The sequence below is a fragment of the Paenibacillus chartarius genome (assembly GCF_042432825.1).
In the GTDB taxonomy this organism is placed as follows: domain Bacteria; phylum Bacillota; class Bacilli; order Paenibacillales; family NBRC-103111; genus Gordoniibacillus; species Gordoniibacillus chartarius.
On the sequence record NZ_JBHLWN010000085.1, the window covers coordinates 24,823 to 42,899 of the forward strand.

The 18,077-nt window shown below is 55.4% G+C and carries 19 protein-coding genes and 1 pseudogene; 12 read left to right on the plus strand and 8 right to left on the minus strand.

Annotated elements, in window-relative coordinates; genetic code table 11:
* The first annotated feature begins 193 nt into the window (after positions 1–193).
* Both ACFFK0_RS22685 and moaA read left to right on the plus strand, forming a co-directional pair.
* Positions 194–835, plus strand: coding sequence for an MOSC domain-containing protein (locus ACFFK0_RS22685; protein WP_377472647.1), 642 nt, complete (start codon positions 194–196; stop codon positions 833–835).
* A gap of 14 nt (positions 836–849) precedes the next feature.
* Complete coding sequence (gene moaA / locus ACFFK0_RS22690; RefSeq protein ID WP_377472648.1) at positions 850–1,854, plus strand: GTP 3',8-cyclase MoaA; 1,005 nt, start codon at positions 850–852, stop codon at positions 1,852–1,854.
* A gap of 78 nt (positions 1,855–1,932) precedes the next feature.
* On the opposite strand, the gene ACFFK0_RS22695 is transcribed toward moaA, so the two are convergent.
* On the minus strand, positions 1,933–2,052 hold the full coding sequence (locus tag ACFFK0_RS22695) for a YjcZ family sporulation protein (protein WP_377472649.1): 120 nt from the start codon (positions 2,050–2,052) through the stop codon (positions 1,933–1,935).
* Between the two features lie 182 nt (positions 2,053–2,234).
* On the minus strand, positions 2,235–2,501 hold the full coding sequence (locus ACFFK0_RS22700) for a YpbS family protein (protein WP_377472650.1): 267 nt from the start codon (positions 2,499–2,501) through the stop codon (positions 2,235–2,237).
* A 135-nt stretch (positions 2,502–2,636) separates the two neighbouring features.
* On the opposite strand from ACFFK0_RS22700, the gene ACFFK0_RS22705 reads away from it, so the two are divergent.
* From ACFFK0_RS22705 to ACFFK0_RS22730, 6 genes are all read left to right on the plus strand, one after another.
* Positions 2,637–3,833, plus strand: a complete 1,197-nt coding sequence (locus ACFFK0_RS22705) for a GNAT family N-acetyltransferase (RefSeq protein ID WP_377472651.1) — start codon at positions 2,637–2,639, stop codon at positions 3,831–3,833.
* 148 nt (positions 3,834–3,981) lie between these two features.
* Entirely contained in the window at positions 3,982–4,425 is a 444-nt protein-coding gene (locus ACFFK0_RS22710) for a PspA/IM30 family protein (RefSeq protein WP_377472652.1), read from the plus strand.
* Between the two features lie 132 nt (positions 4,426–4,557).
* A complete protein-coding gene (gene liaF, locus ACFFK0_RS22715; RefSeq protein ID WP_377472653.1) occupies positions 4,558–5,217 on the plus strand; it encodes a cell wall-active antibiotics response protein LiaF in 660 nt (219 codons plus the stop codon).
* A gap of 39 nt (positions 5,218–5,256) precedes the next feature.
* Positions 5,257–6,351, plus strand: coding sequence for a sensor histidine kinase (locus tag ACFFK0_RS22720; RefSeq protein ID WP_377472654.1), 1,095 nt, complete (start codon positions 5,257–5,259; stop codon positions 6,349–6,351).
* A gap of 30 nt (positions 6,352–6,381) precedes the next feature.
* The gene (locus ACFFK0_RS22725; protein WP_377472655.1) at positions 6,382–7,029 is read left to right on the plus strand and encodes a response regulator; all 648 of its coding nucleotides are present in this window, start codon (positions 6,382–6,384) and stop codon (positions 7,027–7,029) included.
* 176 nt (positions 7,030–7,205) lie between these two features.
* On the plus strand, positions 7,206–7,763 hold the full coding sequence (locus tag ACFFK0_RS22730; protein WP_377472656.1) for a pyridoxamine 5'-phosphate oxidase family protein: 558 nt from the start codon (positions 7,206–7,208) through the stop codon (positions 7,761–7,763).
* Positions 7,764–7,811: 48 nt separating this feature from the next.
* Here ACFFK0_RS22730 and ACFFK0_RS22735 read toward each other — a convergent pair whose 3' ends face one another.
* Positions 7,812–8,333, minus strand: a complete 522-nt coding sequence (locus ACFFK0_RS22735; protein ID WP_377472657.1) for a hypothetical protein — start codon at positions 8,331–8,333, stop codon at positions 7,812–7,814.
* 174 nt (positions 8,334–8,507) lie between these two features.
* On the opposite strand from ACFFK0_RS22735, the gene ACFFK0_RS22740 reads away from it, so the two are divergent.
* On the plus strand, positions 8,508–8,960 hold the full coding sequence (locus tag ACFFK0_RS22740) for a GNAT family N-acetyltransferase (protein ID WP_377472658.1): 453 nt from the start codon (positions 8,508–8,510) through the stop codon (positions 8,958–8,960).
* Positions 8,961–9,047: 87 nt separating this feature from the next.
* Here the strand turns inward: ACFFK0_RS22740 and ACFFK0_RS22745 are convergent, their stop codons facing one another.
* Positions 9,048–9,401 carry a hypothetical protein gene (locus ACFFK0_RS22745; RefSeq protein ID WP_377472659.1) on the minus strand — a complete coding sequence of 118 codons (354 nt, stop codon included), beginning with the start codon at positions 9,399–9,401 and terminating at the stop codon, positions 9,048–9,050.
* A gap of 155 nt (positions 9,402–9,556) precedes the next feature.
* On the opposite strand from ACFFK0_RS22745, the gene zwf reads away from it, so the two are divergent.
* Together zwf and ACFFK0_RS22755 are read left to right on the plus strand one after the other, a co-directional pair.
* Complete coding sequence (gene zwf / locus ACFFK0_RS22750) at positions 9,557–11,110, plus strand: glucose-6-phosphate dehydrogenase (RefSeq protein WP_377472660.1); 1,554 nt, start codon at positions 9,557–9,559, stop codon at positions 11,108–11,110.
* A 15-nt stretch (positions 11,111–11,125) separates the two neighbouring features.
* A complete protein-coding gene (locus ACFFK0_RS22755) occupies positions 11,126–11,749 on the plus strand; it encodes a cyclase family protein (RefSeq protein ID WP_377472661.1) in 624 nt (207 codons plus the stop codon).
* A gap of 82 nt (positions 11,750–11,831) precedes the next feature.
* On the opposite strand, the gene ACFFK0_RS22760 is transcribed toward ACFFK0_RS22755, so the two are convergent.
* The 4 genes and pseudogenes from ACFFK0_RS22760 to ACFFK0_RS22775 form a co-directional block, all read right to left on the minus strand.
* Complete coding sequence (locus ACFFK0_RS22760) at positions 11,832–13,016, minus strand: DUF4822 domain-containing protein (RefSeq protein ID WP_377472665.1); 1,185 nt, start codon at positions 13,014–13,016, stop codon at positions 11,832–11,834.
* Positions 12,990–13,187, minus strand: a pseudogene (locus ACFFK0_RS22765) (S-layer homology domain-containing protein); the annotation flags it as partial. The pseudogene ACFFK0_RS22765 and the gene ACFFK0_RS22760, both read right to left, overlap by 27 nt.
* A 131-nt stretch (positions 13,188–13,318) precedes the next feature.
* Positions 13,319–14,005 carry a response regulator transcription factor gene (locus ACFFK0_RS22770; RefSeq protein ID WP_377472662.1) on the minus strand — a complete coding sequence of 229 codons (687 nt, stop codon included), beginning with the start codon at positions 14,003–14,005 and terminating at the stop codon, positions 13,319–13,321.
* The gene (locus ACFFK0_RS22775) at positions 13,983–15,476 is read right to left on the minus strand and encodes a sensor histidine kinase (RefSeq protein ID WP_377472663.1); all 1,494 of its coding nucleotides are present in this window, start codon (positions 15,474–15,476) and stop codon (positions 13,983–13,985) included. Before ACFFK0_RS22775 ends, ACFFK0_RS22770 begins: the two co-directional genes overlap by 23 nt.
* A gap of 243 nt (positions 15,477–15,719) precedes the next feature.
* Here ACFFK0_RS22775 and ACFFK0_RS22780 point away from each other — a divergent pair.
* On the plus strand, positions 15,720–18,077 hold a 2,358-nt coding region (locus tag ACFFK0_RS22780; RefSeq protein ID WP_377472664.1), incomplete at its 3' end, for a DUF5689 domain-containing protein.

An 18,077-nucleotide genomic window follows, 5' to 3' on the forward strand; every position in this document is an offset into this window, starting at 1 on the left:
ATGATCCTGCGCCCCCGCGGCCACATTCCAGCCCCTCTCCTCCCGGCCCGCCTCGAGCTCCGCCCGCGCACGTCCGGCCTGACAGCCCTCCTGCTCCATTGCCCCAACCCCTGACATGCCGCGTCAGCGGTGACTTCAGGGGTTATTTCTGCTATAGTAATAACCAATCCATGCTAGAAGGCGGTGACCTGCCGTGCATCTGCTATCTATCCAGATCGGCAAGCCCCAACCGTTACGGTACCGGGATCAAGCTGTGATGTCGGCCATTAACAAGACCGGCGTCACGGGGTCCGTCTATTTGTCGGAAGTGAATTTCGACGGAGACGCACAGGCGGATCTCGTCAATCACGGCGGCCAAGATAAAGCGGTCAATGCGTACTGCGCCGAGCACTATCCATACTGGGCCAAGCGGCTTCAACGCGACCTCGTTCACGGAGCCTTCGGTGAAAATGTGACCGTCTCCGGCATGACCGAAGATATCGTTTGTATCGGCGATACGTTTCGGCTCGGAGAGGCGGTCGTGCAAATCAGCCAGCCCCGGCAGCCTTGCTTTAAGCTGGGCGCGAAGCATAACGAACCGGAGATGCCGGTATGGGTGCAGGAGACCGGGTATACGGGGTATTATTTTCGAGTGCTGAAGCCAGGGAACGTCACACCGGGAACTCCAACGGAGCTTATTGAACGGCATCCGGCGGGGATTACGGTAGCATTCGCCAACCGGATCAAATATTTCGACAAGAACGACCGCGAAGCGCTGGAACTGCTGGCCGGGCTGCCGGTACTGGCGGAGGCGTGGCGGAGCTCGTTTCAAGCGCGGCTCAATAAAATCATCTAAAGGAGGCGCAGCTGATGCAGAAGCGGCTGGTCGACCGGTTCGGTCGAGTACATGACTATTTGCGAATATCGATTACCGACCGGTGCAACCTGCGCTGTGTCTACTGCATGCCTGAAGAAGGTATGGAGTTCGAGCCGGAGGAGCATCTGTTGACGTTCGACGAGATCGCGGAGACGGTGCGGGTGCTGGCCGGGCTCGGCGTGCGCAAGCTGCGCCTGACCGGCGGCGAACCGCTTGTGCGCAAGAACGTGGAGGAGCTTGTTGCAAGGCTCGGCGCGATTCCCGGCATCGAGGATATCGCCCTGACCACGAACGGCATCTTCTTCGCTTCGAAGGCGGAGCGGCTGCGTGCGGCAGGCTTGACTCGCATAAACATTTCCCTCGATTCGCTTCGGGAAGACCGGTTCCGTCTGATTACCCGCGGCGGCGACATCCGCAGAGTGCTCGCGGCGATCGAAGCGGCCTACCGCGTCGGACTCGATCCGATCAAGCTGAACGTCGTGTTAATGAAGGGAATCAACGACGACGAAATCGACGATTTCCTAAAGATGACGTTCGATACGAACGTTCAAGTCCGATTTATCGAATATATGCCGATCGGCCACAGCGACGACGGCTGGAAGGCGCGGTACCTTCCGCTGACTACCGTCTTGGAGCGGGCGGAGGCGAACGGCTGGCATGCCGAGCAATCGGGGACCGTGTACGGCAACGGCCCGTCGCAAAACTACAAGCTGGCCGGCGCGGTCGGCGGCTTCGGGCTTATTCATCCGGTCAGCGACCATTTCTGTCAGACGTGCAACCGGCTGCGCCTGACGGCCGACGGCAACATCAAGCCCTGCTTGTACTGGTCGGATGAATTCAACGTTCGCCGTTATATCGGCGACGACGCGGCGCTGGCCGACCTGTTCTTCCGCGCACTGGACATTAAGCCGGAAAATCATGAAATGGCGCAGGTGCTGGCGGGCGAATCGCAATCCCATAGCCCGACGGTGCGCCGCATGTCGCAAATCGGCGGATAAACCGCTATCCATAGAAACGCAAAGAGGCCCACGGTCCGCCAGGCGGACTAGTGGGCCTCTTCTATACAATTCGTTCAATTACAGACAGAACGTGCGAGCGACGATAACGAGCAGAATAAACAGAACCAGGATAGCGCCAGTGGAAGTCCAAGCGCCAAAACCTGCACCACCTGCTGCAGCTGCGCCAGCGTATGCCATGTAAAACCCTCCCCGGTAGTTGTAATAAGTCCGAACGGCGCTGATGGAACCGCCGCTCTGATACTATCATATGCCGGCCGGGCGGGAGCGGCTGGACGGATGCCCGGAGACCAGCCTAATTTTGTCCGGATAGGCTTGTACCGGCAGAGTGTGCGGACCCGGGAAAAGAAGCGCCTAAGGCATCAGGACCTAAGGCGCTTCTTGACGTATTCGCTGACCATTTCGCTCGTCACATAAACCCGCTGCGGCGAGATGCCTTGCGCGGCGTGCTTATTGATTTCAGCAGTAACGCGATTGATCTCGTCGACGCTGAACGGCTGCCCCGCCTCGCACAGCCGGACGACCTCCCCGATCGCCTGCTCGCGCCGGGCGTCGAGCTTCAGGAATTCGGTTAAATGCCGGTTTTGCGCGGTAACGTGCTTCGTGATCGCTTCGTGAACGGACGACATAGCGGACAAGCTCCTTCACATCATTTTTACGGAATCCATTTCATTATAGCGGGAACTTTCCTCATAGTCATTCTTGCCCTTGCCGGCTGGCAGCAGTCTGATGGATAATAGTTCCAACAAGGAGGCGGATGCCCAATGAAGCATGAACCGCAGCTGGAGCTGCGTCAGTTAACCGACGAAGATATGGCGGAGAGCTTTGCCCTTTCGCAGTTCGCCTTTCAATACGAGCTTACCCCGCAAGAGCGGGAGGAGCGGATGCGGCTCGCCGACCCGAGCCAATATTGGGGCATATGGATAGACGGCAGGCTGGCGTCGAAGCTCATGATTTATGATTTTCACATGTGGCTCGGAGGGCGCGTGCTCGCGATGGGAGGGATCGCCGGTGTGGCGACCTGGCCGGAATACCGCCGGCAGGGGCTGGTCGGAAGGCTGCTGAAGCATGCGCTGGAAACCATGCGGCGGCGGGGGCAGTCGGTTTCGCTGCTGCATCCGTTCGATTTTGCGTTTTACCGCCGGTTCGGGTGGGAGACGCTGTGCGACTTCCGCAAATACAAGCTTGAAACGGATAAAATCAAAGGCGTGTTTTCTCACGCTCCCGGAACTGTCGTGCGAGTCGAGCCGGTCCCGGAGGTGCTTGGGCCGCTGTATGAAGCGTACGCCGAGCAGTATAGCGGTATGCTGCAGAGGGATGAGAAGTGGTGGCGGGAGCGTATTTTTACATCGAAGAAGGGGACTGCTGCGGTATACCGGAACGCCGGCGGGGAAGCCCGGGGGTATGTGTTCTATCAGGTTCGCGAACGGGTTTGCAAGGTGCATGAGCTCGTATGGCTGGACGAAGAAGCTCGCAGCGCCTTGTGGAAGTTTATCGCCGATCACGATTCGATGATGGATCGGGTCGAGCTGCAGGCGCCGATCGACGACAAGCTGCCGTTCCTGCTTCCGAATCCGCGCTTTGCGCAGGAGACGGTTCCGTATTTTATGGTGCGGATCGTTGACGTGGAGGCATTCCTTGCGCAGTATCCGTTTACGGCGAGCGGTGCGGAGGAAGCGTGGACGCTGCGCCTCCGCGACGAGCAGGCGGCGTGGAACGACGGCCTGTTCCGGTTGCGGATCGGGGCGGACGGCCGGGCTGAGGCGCGCAAGCAGGAGCATGAGCAGGCGGCGACCGCAGCGCTGGAGCTGTCGATCCAGACGCTGTCGACGCTGCTCGTCGGCTACCAAAGCGTGGACTTCCTGCAGGGGATCGGCAGGTTGGCGGGCCCGGCGGAGGATGTGCGCCGGCTGGCCGCACGCCTGCCGCAGCGGACGACGTATTTGGCCGACTTCTTCTAAGCGGGAACACGGACAGCGTTCCCCAACTTAGGTCTAGGATGGAAACCGCCCGCGGTCCGTTACGCCGGCGGTTTCTTCTCGTTACAATAAAGCTATAGTACACGAGGCGGCTTGATGGGACGGCTGCAAGCCGCAGGACGAAAGGAAGATGATGATGTCGCTGTTAACGAAAGTTATGGACGTGACGAAGAGCTCTTGGAACGAGCTGTTGGATAAGCTGGATCAACCGGAGCAGCCGGGTGATGCAATAGACGCTGAGCTTGGCGAGCTGGAGAAGCGGATGGACGACCTGGAGCGGACTACGGCGGCGATGATCGGCACGGAGCGCGAGCTGCAAAGCCAGCTGGAGGACGTATCGTTCTTATCCGGGGAGCTCGGACTGAGAGCGGTGCAGGCGGCTGAACAAGGCCGCGATACCGTTGCGAAGCAAATGCTTGAGGAGAAGCAGCATTACGATGAAGTGATTCGTGAAATCCGGCAGCGCTACCAGGAAACCCGGGCCCGGGTCCAGGACTTGGTGGAGAAGCTGTACGCGATGAAGGAGCAGGCCCATGAGCTGCGTAAGCGGCGGGGGCCGGTTCAGCAAATTTAGCTTTGATGGGCTAAGGGCATGTATGATATGCTAATCGTTGGGCTCATTACAAATACTTAGCGGAAGAGCCATGCGGCGGGCAGCGATGCGCGGCCGAATGGCTCTTGTTTATCCATAGAGGAGGTGCCGGAGATGAGTGACGACAAACGCAAACGCAACCGCAACACGGCCCTCGTTCTGATCGGCACCGGCCTGTTTTTGCTGCTGCAGCATAAGTTCGGCTTCTTCGGGCTGCTTGCCGTCGCTCTCATATTGCTTGGAATCAGAGATTTGCGCGGGCGCTCCGCGAAGCGCGGCTACTGCTTCCTCGGTCTCGGCGTGTTCATGCTGCTCGGCGACAAGCTGTCGTTTCTGATTGCCGTCGTACTCATCGCTCTCGGTTTCTTCTACATCAAGTCCAAACGGGTTCACCGCGACGAGTCGTTCCTCCAGAAGCAATCGCTGGTGGACAGCATCAGATGGGGACAAGAGCCGTGGATATTGCGCAATGTCAGCGTGTGGCATTTCATCGGCGAGTTTCATATGGACTTGTCGCTGGCGATTTTGGAGAATAAGGAAACGACCGTCGTCATTCAAGGCGTTGTCGGCGATGTGGACATCATCGTTCCTGACGATATCGGAGTCAGCGTCGAGACGTCGGTCACTTTCGGGCAAATCCGTGCCGCGCATGAGCTGGAATCGGGACTGATGAACAAGCTCGTCTGGCAGTCGCCGAACTACCGGGTCAGCGAGCATAAAGTGAAACTTGTCGTGACTTATCTCGTAGGAGACATTGATATTAAAATTTTGTAATGAGTCGTCGGACGCGGCGCAGCGAAAGGAGTCTGGCCCTTGGAAGCGGATCAGAAGAAGCTGACGAACCTTATATGGCGCAGCATGGGCGAAGCTACCGTGCTCAGTCTCGTCCTGTTCGGCGTCATTCTATATGTGCTGCTCGTTTACGGGTATATCGATATCGAGTCGATTTCGTGGGCGGATGCGATACCGCTGGGGTTCATGGTGATGATGATCGTGGCGGGCATCGGAGCGGCTTACGGCTACTGGCATGCGGAGCGTGTCAAGCGGCGGATCGATCCGCTGCTGGATACGATGCTGCTGCTCGAGAAGGGCAACTTCTCGCGGCCGGTGCCCGAGCTGGGGCTCGACGAAATCGGCCGTCTCGGCGAACAGCTGAATCGAATAATGAAGAAGTGGGAAGAGCAGGTCACGTCGCTGCAGCGGCTGTCGACCGATAACGCCGAGCTGGCGGAGAAGGCGCGTTTCTCGGCAGTAGTCGAAGAGCGGCAGCGGCTCGCGCGCGAGCTGCACGATGCGGTCAGCCAGCAGCTGTTCGCGATCTCGATGACGGCGACGGCGGTCGGCAGGACGCTGGACAAAGATTTCGAGAAGTCGAAGCGGCAAATTCATCTGATCGAGGAAATGGCGGCCGTCGCCCAGTCCGAGATGAGAGCGCTGCTGCTTCACCTGCGCCCGGTTCATCTGGAGGGCAAGCGGTTGTCCGAGGGGCTGTCGGAGCTGCTGCAGGAGCTGCGCGCGAAGGTGCCGATGGACATTACGTGGGATATGGACGACGAATTGAAGCTGCCGCGCGGAATCGAGGACCATCTGTTCCGGATCGTGCAGGAGGCGATGTCCAATGCGCTGCGCCATTCCAAGGCATCGAAGCTGGAGGTGCGGCTGCAGCAGCGGCCGGATGCCGCACGGCTGACGATCCGGGATGACGGCGTCGGGTTCGATCTGGAGGCCAAGAAGCATACGTCGTATGGGCTTGTCACGATGAAGGAGCGGGTCAGCGAAATCGGCGGCTCGCTGCACATCGTAACGGCGCCGGAGAAAGGTACGAGGATCGATATTCGCGTGCCGATATTGGCCGGGGCCGGCGGGCCCGATGCGGATGGCGACGGCATGGAAGCGGCGGCGGAATGAGGTTGAAGGATGGTAAGGGAGGAACGATCGATGGAGGAAGCGGACATTAAAGTGCTGCTCGTCGACGACCATGAGATGGTGCGGATCGGGCTTGCAGCCGTGCTCGGCACAGAGGACGGGATTGAGGTTGTCGGGGAGGCGTCAAACGGCATGGAGGGCATCCGGCTGGCGCAGGAATACCGTCCCGATGTCGTGCTGATGGATCTCGTAATGGAGGGCATGGACGGCATCGAGACGACGAAGAAGCTGCTGCAGGAGCATCCGGACTGCAAAGTGATCGTGCTGACGAGCTTCCTGGACGACGAGAAGATGTACCCGGTGCTCGAAGCCGGCGCCTTCAGCTATTTGCTCAAGACGTCGCGCGCGTCGGAGATTGCCCAGGCGATCCGTTCGGCGGCGAAGGGACAGTCGGTGCTGGAATCGCAGGTTGCCTCGAAGCTCATGAACCGGTTCCGCCAGCCGAAGCCGGCTGCAGCGCCGCACGAGGAGCTGACGGATCGCGAGATGGAGGTGCTCAAGCTGATCGCTTCGGGCAAATCCAATCAAGAGGTGGCGGACGAGCTGTTCATCGGGATCAAGACGGTGAAGTTTCACGTCACGAACGTGCTGGCCAAGCTTGGGGTGGAAGACCGCACGCAGGCGGCTATTTACGCGTTTAAGCACGGACTGGTGCAGTGAACGGAGCAGAGGTGCATATATATTATAGCGGAAGAACGGCATAACAGCTAAGGTTGGAAAACCGCAGCAGCCCTTCGAGTGCGAGGACCATGATACGGCAGCAAGTAGATGTGCACACGGATACGCGGACGCGGCATGCTGAAGAGCTGAAACTAATACCAAAGGAGCGGGAAGCGATGGGGAAGCTATTTCCGGGTCTGCTGCCTGAGCATGAGGCGTTTATTCGCAAGCAGCACATCTTCTTCGTAGGATCGGCGCCGCTAAGCGCGGAAGGCCATGTCAATTTGTCGCCGAAGGGCCACGACGTGCTGCGGATTTTATCGCCCAATGAAGTGGCTTATCTGGATTTGACCGGCAGCGGCAACGAGACGAGCGCACATGTGGCGGAGAACGGCAGAATTACGTTGATGTTTGTTGCCTTTGAAGGAGCCCCGATGATTATGCGGCTGTATGGCCAGGGGAGAGTGATTTTGCCGGGGGCAGACGAATGGGAGGAGCTGTCGCCGAAGTTCGAGCTGCTGCCGGGTGCGCGGCAGATCGTGGCGGTCCGGGTCAGCGAGGTCAAGACGTCGTGCGGCTTCAGCGTGCCGTTCTACTCGTACGAGGGTGAGCGTGAAACGCTGCAGAAGTGGGCTAACGGCAAGAGCGAGCAGGAGCTGGAGCGGTATTGGCGGGAAAAAAATGCGGTAAGCATGGACGGGGTCACAACGCCGCTCGGCCATATAATTCAATAAGCCAAGAAACCATACAAAGAGCGCTTCCCGCAGCAGCCGACGGCTGCTTCAGGAGCGCTCTTCGTAGTTCATGCCGATCCTTCTGTAAGGGGCGTATGCGCTTAGCATGCTGTCATACAGCCGCTGGCCCACGGCCGGAACCGGCCTTGCCGGCAAATGCTCGGCATCGAAGCCCAGCTCGCGAAACCGCCCGTAAGGACTGAACGGCCTCGATATGGATGCGCCGTCGGGGGGCGAAATGATGGCCGTGCGCAAATAAGCGTCGGTGACGACCGGGCGGCCGCCGCCGTTCCGAACAGGGGAATTGGCGCCGGCCGGAGCGCTGCCTGTCTCGCCTGCCGGCTCCGATCTTTTCCTGCGCTGCTCGGAGCCGGCCGAACCGTTGTTATCGCGGGTCGAATGGCGCTCCTCCGGCGAACGCACGTAATCGTTATACGCCATAATCATGTCGAATAACGTTTGCTCGCCCGAGCGATGAAGCGGACTGTTCTTGGATACCGCATGCACCTTATATGTGCCTTCTACGGAAGCATATTGCCGGTTAGCGTAAACAGGACTGATCGGGTACATGTGAATCACCTCTTGCCGAATCTGTGGGAGCTGAGCTCGTAATTCTATTATAGAGGGGACAGGAAACATTTGACTATAGCCCGGCGATGAAAATAAAAATTTTTTAGCTGCGCCTGCTCGTCAGCAATCGGGTGCGCATATGCTGTAGCATCCATACTTGCGGGGGCGAAGCCGATGATACGTAAGCGCATTCCGGCGATTGACGACGGGGCGATATTTCAAATGGTTGTGCGGCAGCTGCTGCCTTTCGCCCGCGCCGCTGTGCCGACTGCGCAGACCAGTATGCCTGCCATCGTAAAGCGGCTGAACGGGAATGACTTTACCTTAACTGTAGCGGAAGGGCGGCGCGCTCCGTTCGGCTTCATCACGTGCAGATGCCGCGAGCGCAAAATGCTGATCGATATGCTGGCCTTGGACGAGCGGTATCAGGGCGGAGGCCTGGGTACCGCACTGATGCGGGCAGCCGAACGGCAAGGGCTCAAGAAAGGATGCCGGGAGGCCTACTTGTATGTCGATGCCGTCAACTGGCGGGCGCAGCGTTTCTACGTAGGCAAAGGCTACCTGGTCGAGAGCTACGAGCCTTCCGTGCACTGCTACCGGATGAGCAAACGGCTTGCGGAATTCTGAGGGACGTTCAGACGGCAACTCCCGATCGTCGCCTTTCCGACGGTCGGGAGTTGATTTGCGTACTGCCGCAGTTAAGCAAGCCGTCTGTTAAATCAACAGGAAGAGAGCGGCGATGAAGGCGAGGTCGAACGCCAGCACGGGCCCCAGCAGGCCGAACGGCGGGAAGAACGGTCCAGGGAAAGCGCCGAATGCGCTCGTTTGGACGGTCGGATAGCGGCCGCGCGTTTTTTTGCCGGAGCGAGCCGATGATTTTCGCTGAGACGTGGTTACGCTTTTGCCGCTCGCTTCCGCTGCCGTCTCAGGCTCATTCAAAACCAATTTGCCGTTCTCGACGCGGCTGAGCATGCCGTACACTTCGGACCCGTCCGCCAAGTAGATGAGCACGGGTTTACCGCAGTGGCAGCGGCAGGCTTCCTCGGTAATCGGGTAGATACGCTGCATGAGAGAACACCTCCATTGTTTCGTAGCTTCTATTTCACGATATGTGCGATTGTCCCGATTCGATTGGACGTTAGCCCGGTTGTTAAACTTGAATCGTAGGCATTGTTGGGGTATGCTATGCGTAACTACAAATTCAGGAAAAGAGCGATGATTCCATGAGTGGGACTGTAATTCTTTTATTCGGCGCAACGGGAGATTTGGCGAAGCGGAAGCTCTTCCCCGCCATATACAGCATGTATAGGGAAGGCAAGCTGGGGGAAAATTTTGCGGTGATCGGCCTGGCCCGACGCCCGCGTACGAACGAGCAGTTTCGACAAGACGTACTCGAATCGATCCAGGAATTCGGGCGCTACAAGTCGGTCGGCGATACCGACTGGACAAGCTTTGCCGAACGTTTCAACTACATGCCGCTGGATATTAACGATGTGAACGGCTTCCGGCAGCTGCGCGTGTTGGTCGAAGAGCTCGACGGCAAGTATGAGACCGGCGGCAACAGGCTGTTTTATTTGGCGCTGGCGCCGGACCTGTTCGGCAGCGTATCGTTCAATCTCCGCGACGGCGGCCTGCTCGATACGAAGGGCTACCATCGCCTCGTGATCGAGAAGCCGTTCGGCTACGATCTGGAATCGGCGGAGAAGCTGAACGCCCAGCTCCGGCAAGTATTTGAAGAGAAGGATATTTACCGTATCGACCACTACCTGGGCAAAGAAATGGTGCAAAATATCGAGTTCGTCCGTTTCGCCAACGCATTCTTCGAGCCGCTGTGGAACAACAAATTCATCGCTAACGTGCAAATTACGCTGAGCGAGACGGTCGGCGTCGAGGAGCGCGGCGGCTATTACGACAAGTCCGGCGCTCTGCGCGATATGGCGCAGAACCATATGCTGCAGATGCTGACGATGATCGCAATGGAGCCGCCGAGCCGTCTGCATCCGGAGGATATTCGCGACGAGAAGGTAAAGGTGCTCCGTTCGCTCCGCGGCTTCGCCTCGGCTGAGGATGTCCGCGAGAACGTCGTCCGCGGCCAGTACGGCGAGGGCGAGCTGAAGGGCAAGCCGCTGCCCGGTTACCGAAGCGAGCCGAACGTGAACCCGGCGTCTGCGACGGAGACGTTCTTCGCGGCCCGCGTGTTCGTCGACAACTTCCGCTGGGCCGGCGTTCCGTTCTATGTCAGAACGGGCAAGCGCCTGCCGGTGAAGACGACGGAGATCGTCATCGAGTTCAAGAACGTGCCGGACAACGTCTATTTGTCCCGCAAGCATTCGCTTGAGCCGAACCTGCTCGTGTTCCGCATTAACCCGATGGAAGGCATTTATTTCAAAATGAATGCGAAGCAGCCGGGCTCCGAAGGCGTGCTCGTACCGGTTGCGCTTGACTTCTGCCAGAGCTGCGTCGTCGGCATCAACACGCCGGAAGCCTACGAACGGCTGATCCACGATGCTTCCCGCGGCGATTCCACCTACTTTACGCGCTGGGACGAAGTGGCGCATGCATGGCAATTCGTCGACCAGATTGCCGATGCGTGGACGAAGCTGGGCTCGGAAGACCTGGCGTTCTATCCTGCAGGCTCGTGGGGGCCGAAACGGGCGCAGGAGCTGCTGGAAAACGACGGCTTCAAGTGGTGGCCGGTGAACGGCCAGCATGAAGGCGAGGTCCACTGGGAAACGACGACTTCCGCCGCCAAGCCGGAAGCAAACGTATTGGCATAGGGGGAAGAGGCGACTATGTACCGGTTGTACGATATCTCGATGACGATTCACGAGGGCATGCAGGTATACAAAAATAAAGAAGAGAAGAAGCCGAAAATTTGGGCGCGGCAAGACTTCACGAACGCCAAGACGCATGAATCCCAGCTGTCCATGGACGTTCACGCCGGCACGCACGTCGACGCCGCGCTGCACATGATTGAAGGCGGAGCGACGATCGATTCGATTCCGCTGGAACGGCTTGTCGGCCCGGCTCGCGTGCTGGACTTGACGGATGTGGCTGAAGCGGTGACGCGCGCCGATCTGGAGAAGTGGGCCGTACAGCCGGGAGAATGGATTTTGCTCAAGACGCGCAATTCGCTGTCCGAAGAGTTCGATCCGAACTTCGTCTATTTGGCCGCTGACGGCGCGCTCTATGCGAAAGAGCTGAAGCTGCGCGGCATCGGTACCGACGGCCTCGGCATCGAGCGGGCTCAGCCGGACTATATGACGCACAAGACGCTGCTGGAGAACGAGATCACTATCGTCGAAGGACTGCGTCTAAAGGATGTTCCGGCCGGTTCGTATTTCATGGTCATTGCGCCGCTGAAGCTGACCGGGATCGACGCCGCTCCGGCGCGGGCGTTCCTGATCGGCTCGTAAGCAAAGTATTTCTGACAATGGAAACAGCGGCAGACGGGACGAACATTCCCAGGCTGCCGCTGTTTGATTTTGAAGAATAGGGTTATTTGGTGAATTTCAGCTTAAGATCACCGTTATAAGGTACGTGCTCGACTGTTACATCGATTTCTTTTCCAGCTTGATCCTTACCTTTTCTCTTATAAGTGAATTTATTTTCGTTAAGCTCAGTAAGTTCAAGAACGGCCCCGTACTTTAATCCTTGCGAAACATGGGCCCTTATTTTGTTTCCGTTAACAACATCGTAATAACCGAAATCTCCGCGACTTTGACCTGTTTTCGCATCGAAAAATTCATATTGATTGGTTTGATCGTCGTATTTCGCAAGACCGAGGAAATTCGTGTTATAGCTGGATACATCTTGACCGTTTTCGTCCAGGACTACCGTTCCCCGCCATATCGTGCTTGATAAAATCCGGTCCCCATCGATATTTGTCACTACTTCCCCCGTATACGTTTGTAAAGTCTTAGCCGGATCCGTGAAGGCGAGTTCTGTTTCCGTATAAGGAATATGCTCCACAAAAACCTCGACATCGTTTCCATTAGCATCTTTACCCATTCGTTTATAGGTAAACCTATCGTTATTCAGTTCTGTTATTTCGACAATTGCTTGGTATCCCATGGATTCTGAAAGTAATACTCGAGTCTTGCCATCATTGGTTATAAAGAAAGTGCCTTTGTCTCCTCGACTTTGTTTTGTCGTTTTATCAAAAAACTCATATCGGGATGATTGCCGATCATATTTCGCCAAACCGATAAAATTCGCATTTTCTTTTGTCAGATCATTATGATACTTATCATACACTTTGGTTCCTTGCCAATTGGTGCTGCTAAGCATGCCGGCCATTTGCTGCCCAACGGTATTTTTGCTATTTACGCCTTCTCCGGATTGAGCCGATTGTTTGGCCATCAGCAAGAGTTGGGCGGCTTCCCCGCGAGTCACGGTGTGATTACCGTGAATCATATCTTTCATCCATTGTTTCACTGTCAGCTCGCTGATTTGTAAAGCTTTCGCTGCTGCTGCGTACAACGCCTCGGACGTAACAAGCTGATCCGGTCCAAACTTGTCCTCCGCCATGATCCCGGAAGCAATTGCCGTATTCACGTATGATACATACCATTTGTCTTTATGCTGCTGCCCTTTCAAAGCTTCGCCCTGCGCCTGCATACCGAAAGCAAGCACGAGCATTTTTGCCAGCTCCGCTTGTGTGACAGGCTTATCGGGTTTCATTGTGCCGTCTTCGTAACCGTGAAGTACGCCCAATTGAGCTAATTCACGGACAGCTTGGTCTGCGGAAACTGGTATGGAGTTAGCAGCCAACGCGCCCAAAGGCAGTAATGCGCTTCCGCCGATGGTCGCCGCTATCGTTAATGCCAGCATTTTCTGATGCTTCTTATTCATATGAATCTTCCCCCAATGAGCAATATTTGATGTCTTTCACGTTTACTATGATAGGCCACCATTCTAAACTCGCTCATAAAGAAAGATTAAATAGTTCTAAACAGACTCGAAACTTTTACGTTCCTGAACCCTCATACCGTCAAACGATAGCCTGCGCCCCAAATCGTATCGATAAATTGAGGGGCGGAAGGATCGGCTTCAATCTTCTCGCGAATGCGCCGGATGTGAACCGTAACGGTAGGAAGGTCTCCCGCGGAATCGATCCCCCAAATTCTTTCGAACAGCTCTTCTTTGGAAAATACCCGGTTCGGATGTGTTGCCAAAAAGAGCAGCAAATCGAATTCCTTCGCGGTGAAAATCACTTCCTTGCCATGAACAAATACCCGCCGTGACGCTTTATCGATCGTCAATTCCCGGATCCGGATTTTCTCGGAATCCTTGTTTTTGCCCATGAAGCGTTCGTATCTGGATAAATGCGCTTTGGCTCTGGCCACAAGTTCGTTGGGGCTAAAGGGCTTGGTAATGAAATCGTCCGCACCTAAGCCAAAGCCTCGAATTTTATCAATCTCTTCTTTCTTTGCGGAAACAATCAGGATCGGTATTTCCTTCACTCGGCGAATTTGCTTGCACAACTCAAAGCCATCGATCCCGGGGAGCTGCAAATCCAGAATGATTAAATCGTGAGCTCCTTTCAAAGCGATAGCCAGACCATCGTCTCCGGTATGACAGATGTCAACTATATACCCATGCAGCTCGAAATAGTCTCTTTGCAGCTCTGCAATAGCGGTTTCGTCTTCAATGATTAATATTTTTTGCATCGTTATCACCATGAGTAGAGAGGATTTGTAATGAAAAAAATAGACTTGTTCCTTGACCCCATTCGCTTTCCGCCCAAATGCGGCCTCCATGCCCTTCCACAATCTGCTTGGCGATGGCGAGCCCGAGGCCGCTTCCGCCCGTCTTCGTGTTGCGGGAAGGCTCCCCGCGGTAAAATCGTTCAAAAATGTGCGGGAGAACCTCAGGACGAATCCCAGGTCCGTTATCGCGGATCTCGACGGTGAATTGCCGATCGTTTACCGTCGTTTTTACGACTATGACTTTGTCCAATTTGTCCATATACTTCACGCAATTGTTCAATAAATTCGAGAAAACCCGTTTTAGCTTTTCCCGGTCGGCAAGCACGAAAACTTCAGGGTAACGGGCATCTTCCCACAGAAAAGTGATTTCTTTGTTCCTAAATTCAAATTCCGTTTCTTCGAACATGTCTTGCATGAACCGGTGTAAATCGACCGTTTCAAAAGAAAACGGCTCTCGCTTCAAATCTAATTTGGAATACAAGAAGAGCTCGTCGACCAATCGATCCATATCCATCGTCTTTGTATAAATCGTGTCGATGTATTTATCCATTTTTTCCTTCGTATCGGCAACGCCGTCCCGGATTCCTTCCACATACCCTTTGATGGTTGTAATCGGCGTTTTTAAATCGTGCGATATGTTGGAGATCAATTGCTTGCGATTTTCCTCGTATTGCACTTGAAGCCCAATCGATTCATTCAATTTCTGTCTCATCTGTTCGAAGGCCATACTCAATTGCCCGATTTCATCGGCCGATTCCGGTTTCAATTTAAATTGCAAATCGCCCTCTTTAATCCGCTGAGCCGAATCGCGCAGCACATTGATCGGGTTCACAATCGTTCGGGTCACATACCGATAGATCACAATACTGGTTAGAAGCAAGATAGCTAGCAAAACACCAATCAAAATAGGCAGCAGCGTTCGGATCATTTCCGCAAAAGGGCTTCTTTCCCGAATCACAAAAATACTTCCCCGGTCTTGTTCGGAAAAATAAAAATCGAATTTCGCATAGGAGAAAAAGCGGCTTCCTACATTGAAGGAGTTACGGATGGAATAGTTGTTCATTTCATAGTCAGGAAGTGCGGATTCCACTTTCGTTTCTCTTAGCGTAGGAGACATAAACAGCAGTTCGCTGTTATTTCGTACGATCAATCCGGCTTGAACCATTTTCAATTGGAAATCATAGTTCTCCAGCAGCGTTCTGCTCTTCAATTTCTCCGGATTTTCTTTGGCCAAATACTTCATTTCCATAAAGATGGTTTCTTCTTCTGCCGTCAACGGATGGAGCGTATAGTGGATGTTATAGAAACGGCTGATACTGCGGGCATCACCGGTTACCGCAACCGAAATCAAGTAAGCGGTAAGGAAAAATATAAGCACAGTTACGGCAAGCGTGGTCATGAATGAAAGCAGTATTCGAAATCTAATGGACAAATGCTTTTCCCCCTTTCCCTTCAAAGATGTAAGTATACATTACAATTCTTAACGAAATCTAAATTAAATATTGAATAGTGAACATCTATCCGTGAGAGCGAGGCCCTGTCGGCTTTGGGGGGAAGCGGGACTTAGCTTTCCACAAATTACATGCGCGCGCCTAACAAATTCAACATACTTTCCTGATAAACTCGCAATGAGACGAGATTATGCTGACATCTTAGAGGAAGTGGAGACGCGAACATGTGGAAAAGCAAAGGTTTTGTATGGAAAGTGCTTCTGGCTGCTTCGGTAGCCCTGCCATTTCCGGCTGTTCTTCCGTATAGCGGGAGCCTGACGGCTTATGCGGAGGGACCGGCAGATCCGGCTCCGGTACTGAATCCGGTAGGGGTGCCTAATAACAAGAAAGTGTTGTTCGACAACACGCACGGCCAAACCTCCGGAGCGGCGGATTGGGTCATTGACGGCGGATTCTCCGATTTCGGCGAAGCGCTCGCGAACAAAGGCTATTACGTGAAGGAACTGCGCAAGACGACTCCGATTACGCTGGCCGATTTGGAGCAATATGACGCATTCGTCATCGGCGAGGCAAACATTCCGTACAAAGCTTCTGAGCAAGAAGCCATGCTGCAATATGTGAACAATGGGGGCAGCATTTTCTTTATCGCCGACCACTACAATGCGGACCGGAACAAAAACCGCTGGGACGCCTCCGAAGTGTTTAACGGTTATCGCCGCGGGGCTTGGGCCAATCCGGCCGCCGGCATGACGCAGGAGGAAGCGAATTCGGCGGCGATGCAGGGAGTTCAAAGCTCGGACTGGCTTGCCGACAATTTCGGTGTGCGTTTCCGCTACAATGCGCTTGCGGACATTGTGTCGGGAGATGTGATCGTTTCCCCGGACCAGTCCTTCGGTATTACTGAAGGGGTTACGAACGTTGCGATGCATGCCGGCTCGACGCTCGCGATCATTGATCCGAGTAAAGCGAAAGGTATTGTTTATTTACCGCAAACGACGGCGAAATGGGCCAATGCGGTCGATCAAGGCGTTTACAATGGCGGCGGTGTCGCGGAGGGGCCTTTCTCGGCGATTGCCAAAGTGGGGGCAGGCAAGGCGGCCTTTATCGGAGATTCCTCGCCTGTCGAGGATGCTTCGCCGAAATATTTGCGCGAAGAGACAGGCGCCACCAAAACTACATATGCAGGCTGGTCGGAGGAACAGGATGCGACCTATTTGGTCAACGTCATCAATTGGCTGACCATGAAAGAACCGACGATAACGAGCTTGGACCAGTACCCGGGTCTGACGCTGGACCAGCCGACGGCACTTCTTGATTTCGAGAACCCTGCTTCCAGCACGGAGCCGCAGGCGGAACCGTGGGCGGCACCGGCTGCAGGCTATAAGTGGTACGACTCGACGACGTTTAAACCGGGCTCATACGGTTCGACGGTATCGGTAAGCAATCCTGTCTTCTCCTTCGTATCGCAGTCGACTCTGCCATCCAATGAGAAGGAATTTCCGCTGCGTATTGTGATTGATAATATGGCGCCGTTCGCCACGTTATCGAATGTGAATGTGGGTCTCTATAATCCAAGCGGCGGAGCGCAGCTCGGCATGGTCAGTTTGGACGATGGCGTGACGTATCCGGCGAACCCGGGCTACAGCGGCAGCTTCACGGTGACGGCCAACGCCAAGGGGCATGCGATCAAAGAGGTGAAGGTCAAAATCAAAGGGACTCCCGCTTCCGCGAACGTTCGGATTCGTGAAGGGTCAACCGCGCGAATCACCAAAACGGTGCCTGCCGATGCGAATGCTTCGGTGGAACAGCTCCCGCCGGATATCGTGCCGGTCAGCTCGATCGTGACGGCGCGCAGCAAAAATGTGAATACGACCGTCAGCTTGAAGGGCGTCGTTACGACACAGCCGGGTTCGTTCGGCGGACAATCGTTCTATATCCAGGATTCGACCGGTGGTATGTACGTTTATTCAAATGCTTCCGGTTATAACGTTGGCGATACTGTCTTAGTCAGCGGTGATCTGGATTTGTATAACGGCGAGCTGGAGCTGACGTCGATTAATTATTTAAGTAAAACCGGGACGGACACACTTCCTGTGCCGCAGACGGTTACGGGTGTGGACTCTTACAATCAGGGACAGCTCATTTCTCTCGATCAGGTTAAGGTAAATACGATTGTCGATGCGTCGCCGTCAGGTTCTTTCGAATTTGATGCGATAGCCCCCGACAATACGACAACACATGTGCGTGTTGACGCGCGTACGGGTCTTTCGAGGGATGTTTTTCTGCAGAACTACAGCGAGGGCGACACGGTTAAGGTGACCGGTATCGCTTCGATATTCAAAACAACGTTCCAGCTAAAGCCGCGGAGCTTGAGCGATTTTGAGCTGATTTCCGCTGCTGCCGGAACGGGCGAAGGTACTCCCGGCGGAGGCACGACGACGGGCGAAGGTACTCCCGGCGGAGGCACGACGACGGGCGACGGGACGGACGGCGGAGGCACGACGACGGGCGACGGGACGGACGGCGGAGGCACGACGACGGGCGAAGGTACTCCCGGCGGAGGCACGACGACGGGCGACGGG